Annotated in this window: 27 protein-coding genes; all 27 read right to left on the reverse strand. The window is 65.9% G+C overall.

From position 1 onward, the window contains the following. Positions 1–561: an adenylate kinase gene (locus tag BLU20_RS12060; protein WP_029252191.1), complete on the reverse strand. Its 561-nt coding sequence runs from the start codon at positions 559–561 to the stop codon at positions 1–3. Positions 562–593: 32 nt separating this feature from the next. Further along, positions 594–1,892, reverse strand: coding sequence for a preprotein translocase subunit SecY (gene secY / locus BLU20_RS12065; protein WP_029252190.1), 1,299 nt, complete (start codon positions 1,890–1,892; stop codon positions 594–596). Positions 1,893–2,135: 243 nt separating this feature from the next. Then, positions 2,136–2,612: a 50S ribosomal protein L15 gene (gene rplO, locus BLU20_RS12070; protein ID WP_043109194.1), complete on the reverse strand. Its 477-nt coding sequence runs from the start codon at positions 2,610–2,612 to the stop codon at positions 2,136–2,138. After that, the gene (gene rpmD / locus BLU20_RS12075; RefSeq protein ID WP_029252188.1) at positions 2,612–2,794 is read right to left on the reverse strand and encodes a 50S ribosomal protein L30; all 183 of its coding nucleotides are present in this window, start codon (positions 2,792–2,794) and stop codon (positions 2,612–2,614) included. The genes rplO and rpmD overlap by 1 nt, the downstream gene beginning before the upstream one ends. Further along, on the reverse strand, positions 2,794–3,483 hold the full coding sequence (gene rpsE / locus BLU20_RS12080) for a 30S ribosomal protein S5 (protein WP_029252187.1): 690 nt from the start codon (positions 3,481–3,483) through the stop codon (positions 2,794–2,796). Before rpsE ends, rpmD begins: the two co-directional genes overlap by 1 nt. Positions 3,484–3,523: 40 nt before the next feature. Beyond that, the gene (gene rplR, locus BLU20_RS12085) at positions 3,524–3,895 is read right to left on the reverse strand and encodes a 50S ribosomal protein L18 (protein WP_029252186.1); all 372 of its coding nucleotides are present in this window, start codon (positions 3,893–3,895) and stop codon (positions 3,524–3,526) included. Then, positions 3,895–4,431, reverse strand: a complete 537-nt coding sequence (gene rplF / locus BLU20_RS12090) for a 50S ribosomal protein L6 (RefSeq protein ID WP_029252185.1) — start codon at positions 4,429–4,431, stop codon at positions 3,895–3,897. Before rplF ends, rplR begins: the two co-directional genes overlap by 1 nt. 26 nt (positions 4,432–4,457) lie before the next feature. Further along, positions 4,458–4,856, reverse strand: coding sequence for a 30S ribosomal protein S8 (rpsH, locus tag BLU20_RS12095; protein ID WP_029252184.1), 399 nt, complete (start codon positions 4,854–4,856; stop codon positions 4,458–4,460). 67 nt (positions 4,857–4,923) lie between these two features. Then, complete coding sequence (locus BLU20_RS12100) at positions 4,924–5,109, reverse strand: type Z 30S ribosomal protein S14 (protein ID WP_029252183.1); 186 nt, start codon at positions 5,107–5,109, stop codon at positions 4,924–4,926. Position 5,110: 1 nt separating this feature from the next. Beyond that, a complete protein-coding gene (gene rplE / locus BLU20_RS12105; protein ID WP_029252182.1) occupies positions 5,111–5,680 on the reverse strand; it encodes a 50S ribosomal protein L5 in 570 nt (189 codons plus the stop codon). Then, on the reverse strand, positions 5,680–6,021 hold the full coding sequence (gene rplX, locus BLU20_RS12110; protein ID WP_083372673.1) for a 50S ribosomal protein L24: 342 nt from the start codon (positions 6,019–6,021) through the stop codon (positions 5,680–5,682). Before rplX ends, rplE begins: the two co-directional genes overlap by 1 nt. 2 nt (positions 6,022–6,023) lie before the next feature. After that, positions 6,024–6,392, reverse strand: a complete 369-nt coding sequence (rplN, locus tag BLU20_RS12115; protein ID WP_029252180.1) for a 50S ribosomal protein L14 — start codon at positions 6,390–6,392, stop codon at positions 6,024–6,026. Positions 6,393–6,538: 146 nt separating this feature from the next. Continuing rightward, a complete protein-coding gene (rpsQ, locus tag BLU20_RS12120; RefSeq protein WP_029252179.1) occupies positions 6,539–6,829 on the reverse strand; it encodes a 30S ribosomal protein S17 in 291 nt (96 codons plus the stop codon). Between the two features lie 11 nt (positions 6,830–6,840). Further along, positions 6,841–7,077, reverse strand: a complete 237-nt coding sequence (gene rpmC / locus BLU20_RS12125; protein WP_029252178.1) for a 50S ribosomal protein L29 — start codon at positions 7,075–7,077, stop codon at positions 6,841–6,843. Next, positions 7,077–7,496 carry a 50S ribosomal protein L16 gene (gene rplP, locus BLU20_RS12130; protein WP_029252177.1) on the reverse strand — a complete coding sequence of 140 codons (420 nt, stop codon included), beginning with the start codon at positions 7,494–7,496 and terminating at the stop codon, positions 7,077–7,079. The genes rpmC and rplP overlap by 1 nt, the downstream gene beginning before the upstream one ends. Before the next feature lie 2 nt (positions 7,497–7,498). Then, a complete protein-coding gene (gene rpsC, locus BLU20_RS12135) occupies positions 7,499–8,335 on the reverse strand; it encodes a 30S ribosomal protein S3 (RefSeq protein ID WP_029252176.1) in 837 nt (278 codons plus the stop codon). Further along, positions 8,335–8,706: a 50S ribosomal protein L22 gene (rplV, locus tag BLU20_RS12140; protein ID WP_029252175.1), complete on the reverse strand. Its 372-nt coding sequence runs from the start codon at positions 8,704–8,706 to the stop codon at positions 8,335–8,337. Before rplV ends, rpsC begins: the two co-directional genes overlap by 1 nt. A gap of 70 nt (positions 8,707–8,776) precedes the next feature. After that, the gene (rpsS, locus tag BLU20_RS12145; RefSeq protein WP_029252174.1) at positions 8,777–9,058 is read right to left on the reverse strand and encodes a 30S ribosomal protein S19; all 282 of its coding nucleotides are present in this window, start codon (positions 9,056–9,058) and stop codon (positions 8,777–8,779) included. Positions 9,059–9,073: 15 nt separating this feature from the next. Further along, positions 9,074–9,910 carry a 50S ribosomal protein L2 gene (gene rplB / locus BLU20_RS12150; RefSeq protein WP_029252173.1) on the reverse strand — a complete coding sequence of 279 codons (837 nt, stop codon included), beginning with the start codon at positions 9,908–9,910 and terminating at the stop codon, positions 9,074–9,076. Between the two features lie 31 nt (positions 9,911–9,941). Continuing rightward, positions 9,942–10,232: a 50S ribosomal protein L23 gene (gene rplW / locus BLU20_RS12155; RefSeq protein ID WP_029252172.1), complete on the reverse strand. Its 291-nt coding sequence runs from the start codon at positions 10,230–10,232 to the stop codon at positions 9,942–9,944. After that, positions 10,229–10,927 (reverse strand): 50S ribosomal protein L4, encoded by a 699-nt coding sequence (gene rplD, locus BLU20_RS12160; RefSeq protein ID WP_083372674.1) that lies wholly within the window; start codon positions 10,925–10,927, stop codon positions 10,229–10,231. The genes rplW and rplD overlap by 4 nt, the downstream gene beginning before the upstream one ends. Positions 10,928–10,932: 5 nt before the next feature. Continuing rightward, the gene (rplC, locus tag BLU20_RS12165) at positions 10,933–11,595 is read right to left on the reverse strand and encodes a 50S ribosomal protein L3 (protein ID WP_043109191.1); all 663 of its coding nucleotides are present in this window, start codon (positions 11,593–11,595) and stop codon (positions 10,933–10,935) included. A 14-nt stretch (positions 11,596–11,609) separates the two neighbouring features. Next, positions 11,610–11,918 carry a 30S ribosomal protein S10 gene (rpsJ, locus tag BLU20_RS12170; protein WP_029252169.1) on the reverse strand — a complete coding sequence of 103 codons (309 nt, stop codon included), beginning with the start codon at positions 11,916–11,918 and terminating at the stop codon, positions 11,610–11,612. Positions 11,919–12,440: 522 nt separating this feature from the next. Beyond that, positions 12,441–13,637 carry an elongation factor Tu gene (gene tuf, locus BLU20_RS12175; RefSeq protein ID WP_029252168.1) on the reverse strand — a complete coding sequence of 399 codons (1,197 nt, stop codon included), beginning with the start codon at positions 13,635–13,637 and terminating at the stop codon, positions 12,441–12,443. 116 nt (positions 13,638–13,753) lie between these two features. Continuing rightward, entirely contained in the window at positions 13,754–15,856 is a 2,103-nt protein-coding gene (gene fusA, locus BLU20_RS12180) for an elongation factor G (RefSeq protein ID WP_083372675.1), read from the reverse strand. A 93-nt stretch (positions 15,857–15,949) separates the two neighbouring features. After that, entirely contained in the window at positions 15,950–16,420 is a 471-nt protein-coding gene (gene rpsG / locus BLU20_RS12185; RefSeq protein ID WP_029252166.1) for a 30S ribosomal protein S7, read from the reverse strand. Then, a complete protein-coding gene (gene rpsL / locus BLU20_RS12190; RefSeq protein ID WP_029252165.1) occupies positions 16,420–16,794 on the reverse strand; it encodes a 30S ribosomal protein S12 in 375 nt (124 codons plus the stop codon). The genes rpsG and rpsL overlap by 1 nt, the downstream gene beginning before the upstream one ends. Between the last annotated feature and the right edge of the window lie 155 nt (positions 16,795–16,949).

The raw sequence follows: 16,949 nt of genomic DNA on the forward strand, positions 1-16,949 counted from the left end.
TCAGACCCCGAGTCGCGGGTTCAGCTCGGCCACCAGGCGTCCGGTGATCTCCTCGACCTCGCCGATACCGTCGACCTGGATGAGCAGGTCACGGGCTGCGTAGGCGTCGGCCAGCGGCGCGGTCTGCTCCGCGTAGATGTCCAGACGGCGGGCGATCGCCTCGTCCGTGTCGTCCTCACGCCCCTCGATCTCCGCACGCTTGCGCATGCGCTCCAGGAGCTCGGCACGGTCAGCCGTGAGCTCGAGGACTCCGTCGAGCGCGACACCGAGATCGGCGAGGATCCCGTCGAGCTCGACGACCTGGGCCGCGTTGCGCGGGTAGCCGTCGAGGATGAACCCGGAGGCGACGTCGTCCTGGGCGAGACGGTCACGGACCATCGCGTTGGTGACCTCGTCCGGGACGAGGTCACCCTTGGCGGTGTACTCCTGAACGAGGCGCCCGAGCTCCGTCCCGCCCTTGATGTTGGCGCGGAAGATGTCGCCGGTGGAGATCGCCGGGATGTCGTACGTCTCGGCAAGACGGGCGGCCTGCGTGCCCTTGCCGGCACCCTGCGGGCCCATGATCACGAGACGGGCGGACGGAGTGGAGCTGCTCAACGGAGGAACCCTTCGTAGTGACGCTGCTGCAGCTGCGAGTTGATCTGCTTGACGGTCTCGAGGCCGACACCCACGACGATGATGATCGAGCTACCACCGAACGGGATGTTGGTCTCGACGTCCAGCGCGATCAGCACGAGCGTCGGGATGAGCGCGACGACGGCGAGGTAGATCGAGCCCGCCGTGGTGATGCGCGAGATGACGTAGTCGAGATACTCGGCGGTCGGACGTCCCGCACGGATGCCGGGGATGAACCCGCCGTACTTCTTCATGTTGTCCGCAACCTCGTCGGGGTTGAACGTGATCGCGGTGTAGAAGAAGGCGAAGAAGATGATCATCAGCACGTAGAGCGCGATGTGCAGCCCTGCGTCCTGCGGAGCGAGGTAGCGGGAGACCCACACCACCCATTCGGAGGTCTCGTCGCCGAACTGCGCCAGCAGACCGGGGATCGCCAGGATCGACGACGCGAAGATGACCGGGATGACACCGGACATGTTGATCTTGATCGGGATGTACGTCGACGAGCCGCCGTACATCTTGCGGCCGACCATCCGCTTGGCGTACTGCACGGGGATGCGCCGCTGCGACTGCTCGACGAAGACGACCAGCAGGATCACCAGCAGGATCACACCGATGACGAGGGCGAACTTCACGAAGCCGTTCTCGCCACCCGCGATCGACCACAGGGCCGTGGGGAAGCTGGCCGCGATCGACGTGAAGATCAGGAGCGACATGCCGTTGCCGATACCGCGCTCGGAGATCAGCTCACCGAGCCACATGATCAGTCCGGTACCCGCGGTCATGGTGATCACCATGATCGAGAGAGTGACGAACGAGTCGTCCGGGATCACGGGGACGGAGCAGCCCTGGAAGAGGAATCCGTTGCGCGCGGTCGTGATGACCGTCGTCGACTGGAGGATGGCGAGTGCGATCGTCAGGTAGCGGGTGTACTGCGTGAGCTTCGCCTGCCCGGACTGCCCCTCCTTGTGGAGAGCCTCGAAGTGAGGGATCACGACGCGGAGCAGCTGCACGATGATGCTCGCGGTGATGTACGGCATGATCCCGAGCGCGAAGATCGAGAGCTGGAGCAACGCCCCGCCGCTGAAGAGGTTGATCAGACCGAGGAGATCGTTCGAACCGGCCGTCTCCGCGATGCACTGCTGGACGTTCGGGTAATCGACGCCCGGTGTCGGGATGAAGGACCCGACACGGTACAGAACGATGATTCCGATCGTGAACAACAGTTTGCGACGCAGGTCGGGCGTCCGGAAAGCCCTGCCGAATGCGCTGAGCACCTATCCTCCTGGCCCGCGGTGCGGGTGTATCGTGCGCCGGTCAACCGGCGTGGACCGACGCCCCCGCGCAGGCGACCATGCGGCGCCTACGCCGTTGCGCCGCTGTCGTACGGCAAGTCGTTCGTGACGACCGGTTCGTGATTCTACGTTGTCTGTGCGCGAACGAGAACCATCATGCCCGGTCAAAGCTCCCCAGGTACAGCAACGGGGCCGACGGCATGTGCCGTCGGCCCCGTTCTGAGGTCAGTTCTCGGAGACCGAGCCACCGGCCGCGAGGATCTTCTCCTTCGCGGAGCCGGAGTACGCGTCGACCGCGACGTCCAGCTTGACCGACAGCTCACCCGAACCGAGCACCTTCACGGGCTGGCCCTTGCGGACCGCACCCTTGGCGACCAGGTCCTCGACGGTGACGGAGCCACCCTCGGGGTAGAGCGAGGAGAGCTTGTCCAGGTTCACGACCTGGAACTCCACGCGGAACGGGTTCGTGAACCCGCGCAGCTTCGGGAGCCGCATGTGGAGGGGCATCTGCCCACCCTCGAAGCGCTCCGGAACCTGGTAACGGGCCTTCGTACCCTTGGTACCGCGACCGGCGGTCTTACCCTTCGATGCCTCACCACGACCCACACGGGTCTTGGCGGTCTTGGCACCGGGAGCAGGACGCAGGTGGTGCACCTTGAGGGTGCTCACCTCGGTCGTCTCCTTCTTGGCGTTCTCAGCCATTACTCAACCTCCTCGACTGCGACGAGGTGTGCCACCTTGGCAACCATGCCGCGAATCTCCGGGCGGTCCTCCTTCACGGCGATGTCGCCGATCCGCTTGAGGCCCAGAGTCCGCAGCGTGTTGCGCTGAGGCTGGCTCCCGCCGATGGCGGACTTCTTCTGCGTGACCTTCAGACGTGCCATCACGCACCTGCCTTCGCTGCGGCCTTGGCCTGTCCGGCCGCCTGTGCGCGGAGCATCGCCGCCGGGGCGACGTGCTCGAGCGGGAGGCCACGACGTGCGGCGACCGCCTCAGGCTGCTCGAGACCCTGGAGGGCCGCAACAGCAGCGCGGACGATGTTGATCTGGTTCGTCGAACCGAGCGACTTGCTCAGCACGTCGTGGATGCCCGCGCACTCCAGCACGGCGCGCACCGGACCACCGGCGATCACACCGGTACCCGGAGCAGCCGGACGCAGGAAGACGACGCCGGCGGCGTCCTCGCCCTGGATGGGGTGAGGGATCGTGCCCTGGATACGGGGAACCTTGAAGAAGTTCTTCTTGGCCTCCTCGACGCCCTTGGCGATCGCCGCGGGCACCTCCTTGGCCTTCCCGTAGCCGACACCGACGGTGCCGTCGCCGTCGCCCACGACGACGAGCGCCGTGAAGCTGAAGCGGCGGCCGCCCTTGACGACCTTGGAGACGCGGTTGATCGCTACGACTCGCTCGACAAAGGCGTTCTTGTCGGCTGCGTCGCCGCGACGGTTGTCACGACGGTTGTCGCGACCTCCACGGCCTCCCTGCCCGCCCTGGCCGGACTGGCCACCGCGGGTGTTCGACTCGTTGGCGGCACCCTGAGGGGCGCCGGTGTTGCTGCGCTGCCCAGCAGCCATCAGAGAATCCTTTGCTTCCGTGCGGAAATGGTCGTCGTCGTCACAGTGCCAGACCGCCCTCGCGCGCACCTTCGGCCACCGCGGCCACACGGCCGTGGTACTTGTTGCCACCGCGGTCGAAGACGACCGACTCGATGCCGGCCTCCTTCGCACGGGCTGCAACGAGCTCGCCGATCTGGCGCGCCTTGGCCGTCTTGTCGCCGTCCGACGCGCGCAGGTCTGCCTCGAGCGTCGAGGCGGAGACCACGGTGCGTCCGACGGTGTCGTCGACAACCTGAGCGGTGAGGTGACGGGACGAACGGGTCACCACGAGACGCGGACGGACCGCCGTTCCCGTGATCTTCTTCCGCAGGCGGACGTGGCGACGACGGCGCGAAACCGACTTGCCCTTGCCCAAAACCTTGAGAGCCATCACTTACCAGCCTTTCCGACCTTGCGGCGGACCTGCTCGCCGGCGTATCGCACGCCCTTGCCCTTGTAGGGCTCGGGCTTGCGGATCTTGCGGATGTTCGCAGCGACTTCGCCGACCTGCTGCTTGTCGATGCCGCTCACCGAGAACTTGGTCGGGCTCTCCACCGCGAACGTGACGCCCTCGGGGGCGCTGATGATCACCGGGTGGCTGAAGCCGAGGGCGAACTCGAGGTCCGAGCCCTTCGCGGCGACACGGTAACCGGTGCCGACGATCTCGAGCTTCTTCTCGTATCCGTCGGTGACCCCGGTGATGAGGTTCGACAGGAGCGTGCGGGTGAGGCCGTGCAGCGCGCGAGACTCGCGCTCGTCGTTCGGACGCTTCACCGCGAGGGTGCCGTCCTCCTGCTCGACCGTAATAGGGGTGGGCACCGTGTGCTCAAGGGTTCCCTTGGGGCCCTTGACCGTCACGAGTGCACCGCTGACTGTCACGTCCACGCCGGCCGGGACCGGAACGGGGATCTTGCCGATTCGAGACATTGGCTTATCTCTCCTTCCGAGTTCCGTTACCAGACGTAGGCGAGGACTTCGCCGCCCACGCCCTTCTCCGTTGCCTGCTGATCGGTCAGCAGTCCGGAGGACGTGGACAGGATGGCCACGCCGAGGCCGCCACGAACCGTGGGCAGCTTGGTGGACTTCGCGTACACGCGAAGACCGGGCTTCGAGACACGGCGCACACCCACGAGCGCACGCTCGCGGTTGGGGCCGAACTTCAGCTCGAGCGTCAGGCTCTTGCCCACACGGGCGTCCTCGACGTTCCAGCCGGCGATGTATCCCTCCGCCTGGAGGATCTCTGCAATGTGCGACTTCAGCTTCGAGAACGGCATGGTGACCGTGTCGTGGCCCGCTGAATTCGCGTTACGCAGACGCGTCAACATGTCTGCGATCGGGTCGGTCATCGTCATTGGGCTTCAGCCCTTCCTCGCCGGGGTATCCGGTTCGCTTGCGCTCGCCGGACCTGCGACGTAGTTGTTACCAGCTGCTCTTGGTGACGCCGGGGAGCTCACCACGGTGTGCCATCTCACGAAGGCAGATGCGGCAGAGGCCGAACTTGCGGTACACGGAGTGCGGGCGACCGCACTTCTGGCACCGGGTGTAGGCACGAACCGCGAACTTGGGCTTCGCGGCAGCCTTGTTGATCAGGGCCTTCTTCGCCATGTCAGTTCTCCTTGAAGGGGAAGCCGAGGCGGCGCAGCAGGGAGCGGCCCTCGTCGTCCGTCGTCGCGGTCGTCACAACCGTGATGTCCATACCACGGACACGGTCGATCTTGTCCTGGTCGATCTCGTGGAACATCGACTGCTCGGTGAGACCGAAGGTGTAGTTGCCGTTCCCGTCGAACTGCTTCGGGGACAGTCCGCGGAAGTCGCGGATGCGCGGGAGCGCGGTCGCCGTGAGGCGGTCCAGGAACTCCCACATGCGGTCGCCACGCAGCGTGACGTGCGCACCGATCGGCATGCCCTCACGCAGCTTGAACTGTGCGATGGACTTGCGCGCCTTGGTGACCTGCGGCTTCTGACCTGTGATCGCGGTCAGGTCGCGGATAGCACCCTCGATGAGCTTGGAGTCCTTGGCCGCGTCACCGACACCCATGTTGACGACGACCTTGGTGAGGCCGGCAACCTGGTTGACGTTGGCGTGGCTGAACTCCTCGCGAAGACCATCGATGATCTCGTCGCGGTACTTCTGCTTCAGGCGAGGGGTCGCCGGAGCCTCGAGCGTCTCGCTCATCAGATGTCCTTCCCGGAGCGCTTGGCGACGCGAACACGCGTCGTCCGCGTACGGCCATCGCGCTCGACCTCTTCGGTGCGGTACCCGACGCGGGTGCCCTTCTTGGTCTCCGGGTCAACCACCATCACGTTGCTCACGTGGATGGGTGCCTCGACCGTCTCGATGCCGCCGGTGCGGGTGCCGCGCTGCGACTGCCCCTCCTTGACGTGCTTCGTGACACGCTGGACGCCCTCGACGACCAGACGGTCGCGGTCCTTGAGGACCTCGAGGACACGCCCCTGCTTGCCGCGGTCCTTGCCAGAGATGACGACGACGAGGTCGCCCTTCTTGATCTTGGCCATAGTCAGAGCACCTCCGGAGCCAGCGAGATGATCTTCATGAACTTCTTGTCACGAAGCTCACGACCGACGGGGCCGAAGATGCGCGTACCGCGCGGCTCCCCCTCGTTCTTGAGGATCACGGCGGCGTTCTCATCGAACTTGATGTAGGAACCGTCGGGACGACGGCGCTCCTTGACGGTACGGACGATGACGGCCTTGACCACGTCGCCCTTCTTGACGTTTCCGCCCGGGATCGCGTCCTTGACGGTTGCGACGATGGTGTCGCCGATTCCGGCGTAGCGACGGCCCGAACCACCGAGAACGCGGATGCAGAGGATTTCCTTCGCACCCGTGTTGTCGGCGACCCGAAGTCGCGACTCCTGCTGGATCATGTAGTGAACTCCTGTCGTCGAGCTGGTTCTCGCACTCAGCGAGCCTTGCCGAACGGATATCTGTCAGTGTCGGCCGCCGCCTGGCGACGGCCGGGTCAGTCACTGTGCAGTCGCGGCGGGCCTCTCGGCCCACCGCGACTAGCGTGCTACTTGGCCTTCTCGTGGATCTCGACCAGGCGCCACCGCTTCGAGGCGGACAGCGGGCGAGTCTCCATGATCTCGACCAGGTCGCCCACGCCGGCAGTGTTCTGCTCGTCGTGCGCCTTGACCTTGGTCGTCCGTCGGATGACCTTGCCGTAGAGCGGGTGCTTGACCCGGTCCTCGACCTCCACCACGACGGTCTTGTCCATCTTGTCGCTCACCACGTATCCGCGCCGCGTCTTCCGGTGCGAACGGGTGGGCGTTGCGGCCTCGGCCGCGTTTGCCTTCTCGCTCATTCCAGCCTCACTCACTCGGCGCTCGGGGCGGTCCGGATGCCGAGCTCGCGCTCGCGGATCACCGTGTAGATACGTGCAATGTCACGACGCACTGCCTTCAGTCGGCCGTGGCTCTCCAGCTGGCCGGTGGCCGCCTGGAAGCGGAGGTTGAACATCTCCTCCTTGGCCTTCTTCAGCTCGGCGACGAGACGCTCGTCGTCAAACGCGTCGAGCTCCGTCGTCGCGAGTTCCTTGGTACCGACAGCCATCAGTTGCCACCACCTTCACGCACCACGAAGCGGCACTTCATCGGGAGCTTGTGCATCGCACGGCGCATGGCCTCACGAGCGAGCTCCTCATCGACGCCGGCCAGCTCAAACATGATCCGGCCCGGCTTGACGTTGGCGACCCACCACTCGGGCGAACCCTTACCGGAACCCATGCGGGTCTCGGCAGGCTTCTTCGTGAGCGGACGGTCCGGGTAGATGTTGATCCAGACCTTACCGCCACGCTTGATGTGGCGAGTCATCGCGATACGAGCCGCCTCGATCTGGCGGTTCGTGACGTAGGCCGGGTCGATCGCCTGGATTCCGTAGTCACCAAAAGCAATCGTGGTCCCGCCCTTGGCCGCACCGGAGCGCGACGGGTGGTGCTGCTTGCGGTGCTTGACCCTGCGAGGGATCAGCATGGTCAGGCCTCCGTTCCGGTCTCGGTCGCCGGCTTCTCCGCAGAAGCTGCGGGTGCCTCAGCGGCAGCCGGAGCCTCGGACTGCGGAGCCCGCTCGGCGGGACGCTCGCCACCACGACGCGGGCCACGTGCGCCACCGCCGCGAGGGCCGCCACGGCCCTGGCGAGGAGCGGCGCTCGCCTGCTGTGCGGCGAACTCCTTCTCGGTCATGTCGCCCTTGTAGACCCAGACCTTCACGCCGATGCGGCCGAAGGTCGTGCGGGCCTCGAAGAAGCCGTAGTCGATGTACGCGCGGAGCGTGTGCAGGGGCACGCGGCCCTCGCGGTAGAACTCCGAACGGCTCATCTCGGCGCCGCCGAGACGGCCGGCGACCTGCACGCGGATACCCTTGGCGCCGGCACGCTGTGCCGACTGCATACCCTTGCGCATCGCGCGTCGGAACGACACGCGGCTCGCGAGCTGCTCGGCGATGCCCTGGGCGACCAGCTGAGCGTCGATCTCGGGGTTCTTGACCTCGAGGATGTTCAGCTGAACCTGCTTGCCCGTGAGCTTCTCGAGCTCGCCGCGGATGCGGTCGGCCTCGGCGCCGCGGCGACCGATGACGATGCCCGGACGTGCGGTGTGGATGTCGACACGGACGCGGTCACGCGTGCGCTCGATCTCCACCTTGGAGATACCGGCACGCTCGAGCCCCGTGCCCATGACCTTGCGGATCTCGACGTCCTCGCGGACGTAGTCGCGGTACCGCTGGCCGGGCTTGGTGCTGTCGGCGAACCACCGCGAGCGGTGGTCGGTCGAGATGCCGAGACGGTACCCGTGCGGGTGAACCTTCTGTCCCACTATCGGGCCCTTCCCTTCGTGTCTTCACGCGGAGCGACGACCACGGTGATGTGGCTCGTCCGCTTGAGGATTTGGCTCGCCCGACCCTGTGCCCGTGGCCGGAAACGCTTGAGCGTGGGGCCCTCGTCCACGAACGCCTCGGTGACGACGAGCTCCTGCTCGTCGAACCGCTCGCTCGCGTTGTCGGCCTTCACTCGCGCGTTGGCGATCGCGCTCTCCACGACCTTCCGGATCGGCTCGCTCGCTGACTGCGGTGCGAACTTCAGCACCGCGACTGCCTCAGCGGCCTGCTTGCCACGGATGAGGTCCACGACGCGCCGGGCCTTCTGGGGCGTGACACGGACGAACCGCGCCTGCGCCTTGGCTTCCATTGCTGTCCTGCCTTCTGTCTCTAGTGACCGTCGGAGACGTCACGCTGTCGCTGTGCCCGAGGGCACGGCGTCAGCGGCGACGCCCCTTCTTGTCGTCCTTCACGTGGCCGCGGAAGGTCCGCGTGGGAGCGAACTCGCCGAGCTTGTGCCCGACCATCGACTCGGTGACGAACACGGGAGTGTGCTTGCGACCGTCGTGCACGGCAAAAGTGTGTCCGAGGAAGTCGGGCGTGACGACCGACCGACGGGACCACGTCTTGATGACGTTCTTGGTCCCCTTCTCGTTCTGACCATCCACCTTCTTCTGCAGGTGGTCGTCGACGAAGGGGCCCTTCTTCAGGCTACGAGGCATGTCTCCAGGCTCCTATCAGCGCTTCTTGCCGGTACGGCGACGCCGCACGATCAGCTTGTCACTCGGCTTGTTCGGGTGGCGGGTGCGCCCCTCCGGCTTGCCCCAGGGGCTCACCGGGTGACGTCCACCGGAGGTCTTGCCTTCACCACCACCGTGGGGGTGGTCAACCGGGTTCATGACGACACCACGCACGGTCGGGCGGATGCCCTTCCAGCGGTTACGGCCGGCCTTGCCCCAGTTGATGTTCGACTGCTCGGCGTTGCCCACCTCGCCGACCGTGGCGCGGCAGCGCAGGTCGACGTTGCGGATCTCGCCGGACGGCATACGCAGCTGGGCGTAGGGGCCGTCCTTGGCGACGAGCTGCACGGAGGCACCAGCCGAACGGGCGATCTTCGCACCGCCACCGGGCCGAAGCTCGATCGCGTGGATGACCGTACCGGTCGGGATGTTGCGCAACGGCAGGTTGTTACCAGGCTTGATGTCCGCTCCGGCGCCGTTCTCGATCATGTCGCCCTGCTTCAACTTGTTCGGCGCGATGATGTACCGCTTCTCGCCGTCCAGGTAGTGCAGGAGCGCGATGCGCGCCGTGCGGTTCGGGTCATACTCGATGTGCGCGACCTTCGCCGGCACGCCGTCCTTGTCGTGACGACGGAAGTCGATCACGCGGTAGGCGCGCTTGTGGCCACCGCCCTTGTGCCGGGTCGTGATGCGGCCCGAGTTGTTGCGACCGCCCGTCTTCGACAGGGGACGGACCAGCGACTTCTCCGGCTGCGAGCGCGTGACCTCGACGAAGTCGGCAACGCTCGAGCCGCGGCGGCCAGGCGTCGTCGGCTTGTGCTTACGGATTCCCATGGGGATCTGTCCTCAATCTGCTCTCGTCGGCTCAGCCGAAGATGTCGATCGTGCCCTCACGGAGGGTGACGATCGCACGCTTGGTGTCCTTGCGCTTACCCAGACCGAACCGCGTACGACGGGACTTGCCCTTGCGGTTGATCGTGTTGACCGAGGAGACCTTGACGTCGAAGACCTGCTCGACAGCAATCTTGATCTCAGTCTTGTTCGCGCCCGGGTCCACGATGAAGGTGTACTTACCCTCATCGAGCAGCGCGTAGCTCTTCTCGGAGACGACCGGCGCGATCAGGATCTCGCGCGGGTCCTTCTGAATGGTGCTCACTTGGCGGCCTCCTCGGCGTCAGACGCCTCGGTCGAGGTCGCGACAGCCTTCGCGCCGCGGCCGGTGGCCGGGCCCGCGAGGAACGCGGAGAGCGCACCCTCGGTGAAGACGACGTCGTCCGAGACGAGCACGTCGTAGGTGTTCAGCTGGTCAGCAACCAGAAGGTGCACCTGCTCGACGTTCCGCAGCGACTTGATCGTGATCTCGTCGTTGCGCTCGGTCACCACGAGGACGTGCTTGCGCGGTGACAGCGAGGCGATCGTCGACAGCGCCGTCTTGGTGGACGGCACGCCGTCCACGCCGAAGCCGGAGACGACGTGCACGCGGCCTGCGCGAGCCCGGTCGGAGAGGGCACCGCGGAGGGCGGCGACCTTCATCTTCTTGGGGGTCCGCTGGTCGTAGCTGCGCGGCTGCGGGCCGTGGACGGTGCCACCGCCGGCGAACTGCGGAGCACGCGTCGAGCCCTGGCGTGCGCGGCCAGTGCCCTTCTGCTTGTAAGGCTTGCGTCCACCACCGCGGACCTCGCCGCGGGTCTTGGTCGAGGCCGTGCCCTGACGTGCAGCAGCACGCTGGGCGACGACGACCTGGTGGATCAGGGGGACGTTCGTCTGCACGTCGAAGATGTCGGCAGGAAGCTCGGCCTTGCCGGCCTTCTTGCCCTTCGCGTCCAGGACGTCAACAGTCTGAGCAGCCATGGGTATCAGGCTCCCTTCACTGCGCTACGCACGAGAACGACGCCGCCCTTGGGGCCGGGAACTGCGCCCTTGACGAGCAGCAGACCCTTCTCTGCGTCGACCGCGTGGACGGTCAGGTTCATGGTGGTCTGACGGTCGTGACCCATACGCCCGGCCATCCGCATGCCCTTGAAGACTCGCGACGGGGTCGAGGCCCCACCGATCGAACCGGGCTTGCGGTGGTTGCGGTGCGAACCGTGGGAGGCGCCGACACCGTGGAAGCCGTGACGCTTCATCACACCGGCCGTGCCCTTGCCCTTGGTGGTCCCGACGACGTCGACCTTGGCGCCGGCCGTGAAGGCCTCCGCCGTGATCTCCTGGCCGAGCTCGTACGACGCAGCGTCCGCGGTGCGGACCTCTGCGACGTGACGGCGCGGCGTGACGCCGGCCTTCTCGAAGTGGCCCTTCAGCGGGTTCGTGACCTTGCGCGGGTCGATCTGCCCGGCTGCCAGCTGAATCGCGTGGTAGCCGTCCGTCTCGTCCGAGCGGACCTGCGTGACCACGTTGGGAGCGACCGCGACGACGGTCACAGGGACCAGCCGTCCGTTGTCGTCCCACACCTGGGTCATGCCGAGCTTCGTCCCGAGCGCAGCCGTCACGGCGCGTTCGTTCTGCTGGGGGGTAGTCATAATGTCCTCCAGCCTCAGAGCTTGATCTCGATGTTCACGTCCGCGGGGAGGTCGAGTCGCATGAGCGAGTCGACCGCCTTCGGCGTGGGATCGATGATGTCGATCAACCGCTTGTGCGTACGCATCTCGAAGTGCTCACGGCTGTCCTTGTACTTGTGAGGCGATCGGATGACGCAGAACACGTTCTTCTCCGTCGGCAGCGGCACCGGGCCCACGACCGTCGCACCAGCGCGGCTCACCGTGTCGACGATCTTGCGCGCCGAACTGTCGATGACCTCGTGGTCGTAGGACTTGAGCCGGATGCGGATCTTCTGTCCCGCCATGGCGTCGTCTGACTCTCTCTCTCGAACCGCTAGCTGTCCGACCCCCGCGCTCGGGCGTGTCGCTTACTCTGACTCGCCGCGACGCGCACACCGGTTCGGTGTGGGGCCGTTGGATATGCGTTCCGCCGGCGACCTGACCCGAGGGCCAGACCATCAGCGACGAAACGCAACGTTTTCCCGCCTGCGTCAGAACGTGTGTTCCGCGGGGTGCTCGATCTCATCGACGACAGCAAGCTCAACCCGCGGCATGGCCGCTTGCCCCGAAACCTCGAGGCCGGTTCAACACACTGTTCGAAACTTGAAAGAGCGCGCCCGTAGCAGGCAACTTGACTATCCTCGCACACGAAGGTGCGATCAGCCAAGTCCGTGGGGCAGCCGGGAGCTGTGACGTCGACGACGCCCTCCCGAGAACCCCACCCGCCGGTCGGGCGGGAAGCAGCACGAAGGCTCTGACGCATGAAAGCGCCAGAGCCTTCGTGGGGGGCTGCTACCGGCCCGGGAGGGGCCGGCAGCAGCGGTAGATCACTTGATGATCTTCGTCACGCGGCCGGAGCCGACGGTACGGCCACCCTCACGGATGGCGAAGCCGAGGCCCTCTTCCATGGCGATCGGCTGGATGAGCTCGACCGACATCTCGGTGTTGTCGCCGGGCATGACCATCTCGGTGCCCTCGGGCAGCGTGATGACGCCGGTGACGTCCGTGGTGCGGAAGTAGAATTGCGGACGGTAGTTCGAGTAGAACGGGTTGTGACGCCCGCCCTCGTCCTTGCCGAGGATGTAGACCTGGGCCTCGAAGTCCGTGTGCGGGGTGATCGAACCCGGCTTCACGACGACCTGGCCACGCTCGACCTCTTCGCGCTTCAGACCGCGGAGGAGGAGACCGGTGTTGTCGCCGGCCTGCGCCTGGTCCATCTGCTTGTGGAAGGTCTCGATACCGGTGACCGTGGTCTTCTGCGGCTGGCGGATGCCGACGATCTCGACGTCCGAGTTGACGTCCAGGACGCCACGCTCGACCTTGCCGGTGACGACGGTTCCACGACCGGTGATCGTGAAGACGTCCTCGACGGGCATGAGGAACGGCTTGTCCAGCTCACGCTCGGGCTCGGGGACGAACTCGTCGACAGCGTTCATGAGCTCGACGATCTTCTCGGTCCACTCGGGGTCGCCCTCGAGAGCCTTCAGACCGGAGACGCGCACGACGGGAGCGTTGTCGCCGTCGAACTCCTGCGAGGAGAGGAGCTCACGGACCTCCATCTCGACGAGCTCGAGGATCTCCTCGTCGTCGACCATGTCGGACTTGTTGAGCGCCACGAGCAGGTAGGGAACGCCGACCTGGCGAGCGAGCAGGACGTGCTCACGCGTCTGGGCCATCGGACCGTCGGTCGCGGCGACCACCAGGATCGCGCCGTCCATCTGGGCGGCACCGGTGATCATGTTCTTGATGTAGTCGGCGTGCCCGGGAGCGTCGACGTGCGCGTAGTGACGCGCAGGGGTCTCGTACTCGATGTGCGCGATGTTGATCGTGATACCGCGCTGCTTCTCCTCGGGAGCCGCATCGATCTCGTCGAAGTTGCGCAGCGTGTTCGCCGGCAGGTCCGGGTACTTCTCTGCGAGCGTCTTCGAGATCGCTGCCGTCAGCGTCGTCTTACCGTGGTCAACGTGACCGATGGTGCCGACGTTGACGTGCGGCTTGTTCCGCTCGAACTTGGCCTTCGCCACTGGGGTCCTCCTGGGACTTGGGTAGTTGTGCCGAACGATGCAGATGCGAGATGCATCTGCGGGGCGTGCGGGTCGCTACAGGTTGATGGGTGGTGCAGGGGTCGACCTGTGGGGACTCACTCGCCCCGGGTCTTCTTGATGATCTCTTCGGCAACTGCTCGAGGAACCTCGGAGTAGCTGTCGAACTGCATCGAGTAAACAGCGCGGCCCTGCGTCTTGGAACGCAGGTCCCCGATGTACCCGAACATCTCTGACAACGGTACCTGGGCGCGTACGACCTTGACACCCGTCGCGTCCTCCATGGACTGGATCATTCCACGACGTGAGTTGATGTCGCCGATCACGTCGCCCATGTACTCCTCGGGCGTACGCACCTCGACCGCCATGACCGGCTCCAGAAGAACCGGGTCTGCTCGCTTGATGCCTTCCTTGAAGACCATCGAGCCAGCAAGCTTGAACGCCATCTCCGAGGAGTCGACGTCGTGGTATGCGCCGTCGAGCAGCGTCGCCTTCACGCCCACCATCGGGAACCCGGCGAGAACGCCGAGCTGCATGGCGGACTGGATTCCGGCGTCGACGCTCGGGATGTACTCGCGCGGGATGCGCCCACCGGTGACGGCGTTCTCGAACTCGTACAGGTCGCCCTCGGCGGTGTCGAGCGGCTCGAAGGTCACCTGGACCTTGGCGAACTGCCCGGAACCACCGGTCTGCTTCTTGTGCGTGTAGTCGATCTTCTCCGCCTTGCGACGGATCGTCTCGCGGTAGGCGACCTGGGGCTTGCCCACGTTCGCCTCGACCTTGAACTCGCGACGCATGCGGTCGACGAGGATGTCGAGGTGGAGCTCACCCATACCGCCGATGACGGTCTGGCCGGTCTCCTCGTCGAGCTTGACGCGGAAGGTCGGGTCCTCTTCGGCCAGCTTCTGGATGGCCGTGGAGAGCTTCTCCTGGTCAGCCTTCGTCTTGGGCTCGATGGCCACGTCGATGACCGGCTCGGGGAACGTCATCGACTCGAGGACGACCTGGTTCTGCGGGTCGCAGAGCGTGTCGCCCGTCGTGACGTCCTTCAGACCGATGAACGCGTAGATGTGACCGGCCTGAGCCTCAGGAACCGGGTTCTCCTTGTTGGAGTGCATCTGGAAGAGCTTCCCGACACGCTCCTTCTTGCCCTTGGTCGCGTTGTAGATCTGCGCGCCCTGCTCGACCTTGCCGGAGTAGACCCGGACGTAGGTGAGCTTGCCGAAGAACGGGTGCGAGGCGACCTTGAACGCGAGGGCCGAGAACGGCTCGTCGGCGTCGGGACGACGCTCGATGAGCTTCTCCTCGTCCTTGACGTCGTGGCCCTCCATCGGAGGGACGTCGAGGGGCGACGGCAGGTACGCGATCACGGCGTCGAGCATGGGCTGGACGCCCTTGTTCTTGAACGCCGAGCCGCAGAGCACGGGGAACGCCTCGCCGGCGATCGTCAGCTGACGGATCGCGGCGTTGATCTCGTCGTTGCTGATCTCCTCGCCGCCGAGGTACTTCTCGAGAAGCTCCTCGTCGGCCTCGGCGACAGCCTCGATGAGCTCGGCGCGGTACTGCTCCGCCTTCTCGACGAGGTCGGCCGGGATGTCCTCGACCTCGTAGGACTCGCCGAGCTGGGTCTCCCCGTGCCAGACGAGCGCCTTCATCTCGAGCAGGTCGACGACGCCGGTGAAGTCGTTCTCCGCGCCGATCGGCAGCTGGATGACGAGCGGCTTCGCCTTGAGGCGGTTGACGATCGTGTCGACCGTGAAGTAGAAGTCTGCGCCCAGCTTGTCCATCTTGTTGACGAAGCAGATGCGCGGGACGTTGTACTTGTCGGCCTGGCGCCAGACGGTCTCCGACTGGGGCTCGACGCCCTCCTTGCCGTCGAACACGGCGACGGCACCGTCGAGGACGCGGAGCGAACGCTCCACCTCGACCGTGAAGTCCACGTGCCCGGGGGTGTCGATGATGTTGATCTGGTTGTTCTTCCAGTAGCAGGTCGTCGCGGCGGACGTGATCGTGATGCCGCGCTCCTGCTCCTGCTCCATCCAGTCCATCGTCGACGCGCCGTCGTGCGTCTCACCGATCTTGTAGTTGACCCCGGTGTAGAACAGGATCCGCTCGGTGGTCGTCGTCTTGCCGGCGTCGATGTGGGCCATGATGCCGATGTTGCGGACCTTGTTCAGGTCGGTCAGCACGTCAAGTGCCACGGTGTGTTTCCCCTTGGGTCGTGGGTTGGGACGAGGCGGGCCGTACGGCCCCTCGGACGACGACACAGGGTCTGCGTCGTCGTCCGGACCGGATCACCAGCGGTAGTGCGCGAAGGCCTTGTTGGACTCGGCCATCTTGTGCATGTCCTCGCGGCGCTTCACAGCGGCACCGAGGCCGTTGCTCGCGTCCAGGATCTCGTTCATCAGACGCTCGGTCATCGTCTTCTCGCGACGAGCGCGCGAGTAGTCGGTGAGCCAGCGCAGAGCGAGCGTCGTGGAGCGCACGGGGCGAACCTCGACCGGCACCTGGTACGTGGCGCCACCGACACGGCGGCTACGGACCTCGAGTGCGGGACGGATGTTGTCGAGCGCACGCTTGAGAACGACGACGGGGTCACCGTCGACCTTGTCGCGGACACCCTCGAGGGCGCCGTAGACGATGGCCTCTGCCGTGGACTTCTTGCCGTCCATGAGGACCTTGTTCACGAGCTGCGTGACGACGGGCGACCCGTAGACCGGGTCGACTGCGAGCGGCCGCTTCGGGGCCGGACCCTTACGGGGCATTAGCTCTTCTCCTTCTTGGCGCCATAGAGGCTGCGGGCCTGCTTGCGACCCTTGACACCCTGGGTGTCGAGGGCGCCGCGCACGATCTTGTAGCGCACACCGGGGAGGTCCTTCACACGACCACCGCGCACGAGCACGATGGAGTGCTCCTGCAGGTTGTGGCCGACGCCCGGGATGTACGCCGTGACCTCGACGCCGGAGGAGAGCTTGACACGCGCGACCTTGCGGAGCGCGGAGTTCGGCTTCTTCGGGGTGGTCGTGTACACGCGGGTGCACACGCCGCGCCGCTGAGGGGAGCCCTTGAGGGCGGGAGTCTTCGACTTCCCGACCTTCGAGGTCCGCCCCTTGCGGACGAGCTGCTGGATCGTAGGCACTACGTCTCCGTGTCTTCTCGAACTGCTCGAGACCCTGAAGGCCTCGACGGTGGTCTGGCGGCGCCGATCGCACGTGGCGCCGCGCAGCGAAGAACGCTGCGTAGCCACCTACCACCGGCTCGATGGTCCGTCGCCGCCCTCGAGCGGTTCGGGAT

Origin of the sequence: Paraoerskovia marina, assembly GCF_900105445.1 — a bacterium.
Lineage (GTDB): Bacteria > Actinomycetota > Actinomycetes > Actinomycetales > Cellulomonadaceae > Paraoerskovia > Paraoerskovia marina.

Bases quoted from the DNA above. Each gene is read 5' to 3' on its own strand.
- rplV (WP_029252175.1), bottom strand. From the start codon at position 8,706: ATGGAAGCCAAGGCGCAGGCGCGGTTCGTCCGTGTCACGCCCCAGAAG.
- rplD (WP_083372674.1), bottom strand. From the start codon at position 10,927: ATGGCTGCTCAGACTGTTGACGTCCTGGACGCGAAGGGCAAGAAGGCC.
- rpsG (WP_029252166.1), bottom strand. From the start codon at position 16,420: ATGCCCCGTAAGGGTCCGGCCCCGAAGCGGCCGCTCGCAGTCGACCCG.
- BLU20_RS12100 (WP_029252183.1), bottom strand. From the start codon at position 5,109: ATGGCGAAGAAGGCCCTGATCAACAAGGCTGCCGCGAAGCCCAAGTTC.
- rplC (WP_043109191.1), bottom strand. From the start codon at position 11,595: ATGACTACCCCCCAGCAGAACGAACGCGCCGTGACGGCTGCGCTCGGG.
- rplP (WP_029252177.1), bottom strand. From the start codon at position 7,496: ATGCTGATCCCTCGCAGGGTCAAGCACCGCAAGCAGCACCACCCGTCG.
- rplF (WP_029252185.1), bottom strand. From the start codon at position 4,431: ATGTCTCGAATCGGCAAGATCCCCGTTCCGGTCCCGGCCGGCGTGGAC.
- rpsJ (WP_029252169.1), bottom strand. From the start codon at position 11,918: ATGGCGGGACAGAAGATCCGCATCCGGCTCAAGTCCTACGACCACGAG.
- rplX (WP_083372673.1), bottom strand. From the start codon at position 6,021: ATGGCCAAGATCAAGAAGGGCGACCTCGTCGTCGTCATCTCTGGCAAG.
- rplR (WP_029252186.1), bottom strand. From the start codon at position 3,895: ATGGCTCTCAAGGTTTTGGGCAAGGGCAAGTCGGTTTCGCGCCGTCGT.
- rpsH (WP_029252184.1), bottom strand. From the start codon at position 4,856: ATGACGATGACCGACCCGATCGCAGACATGTTGACGCGTCTGCGTAAC.
- rpmD (WP_029252188.1), bottom strand. From the start codon at position 2,794: ATGGCACGTCTGAAGGTCACGCAGAAGAAGTCCGCCATCGGCGGGAGC.
- rpsE (WP_029252187.1), bottom strand. From the start codon at position 3,483: ATGGCTGCTGGGCAGCGCAGCAACACCGGCGCCCCTCAGGGTGCCGCC.
- rplO (WP_043109194.1), bottom strand. From the start codon at position 2,612: ATGGCTGAGAACGCCAAGAAGGAGACGACCGAGGTGAGCACCCTCAAG.
- rplE (WP_029252182.1), bottom strand. From the start codon at position 5,680: ATGAGCGAGACGCTCGAGGCTCCGGCGACCCCTCGCCTGAAGCAGAAG.
- rpsQ (WP_029252179.1), bottom strand. From the start codon at position 6,829: ATGAGCGAGAAGGCAAACGCGGCCGAGGCCGCAACGCCCACCCGTTCG.
- rpsS (WP_029252174.1), bottom strand. From the start codon at position 9,058: ATGCCTCGTAGCCTGAAGAAGGGCCCCTTCGTCGACGACCACCTGCAG.
- BLU20_RS12060 (WP_029252191.1), bottom strand. From the start codon at position 561: ATGGGCCCGCAGGGTGCCGGCAAGGGCACGCAGGCCGCCCGTCTTGCC.
- rplN (WP_029252180.1), bottom strand. From the start codon at position 6,392: ATGATCCAGCAGGAGTCGCGACTTCGGGTCGCCGACAACACGGGTGCG.
- rpmC (WP_029252178.1), bottom strand. From the start codon at position 7,077: ATGGCTGTCGGTACCAAGGAACTCGCGACGACGGAGCTCGACGCGTTT.
- rplB (WP_029252173.1), bottom strand. From the start codon at position 9,910: ATGGGAATCCGTAAGCACAAGCCGACGACGCCTGGCCGCCGCGGCTCG.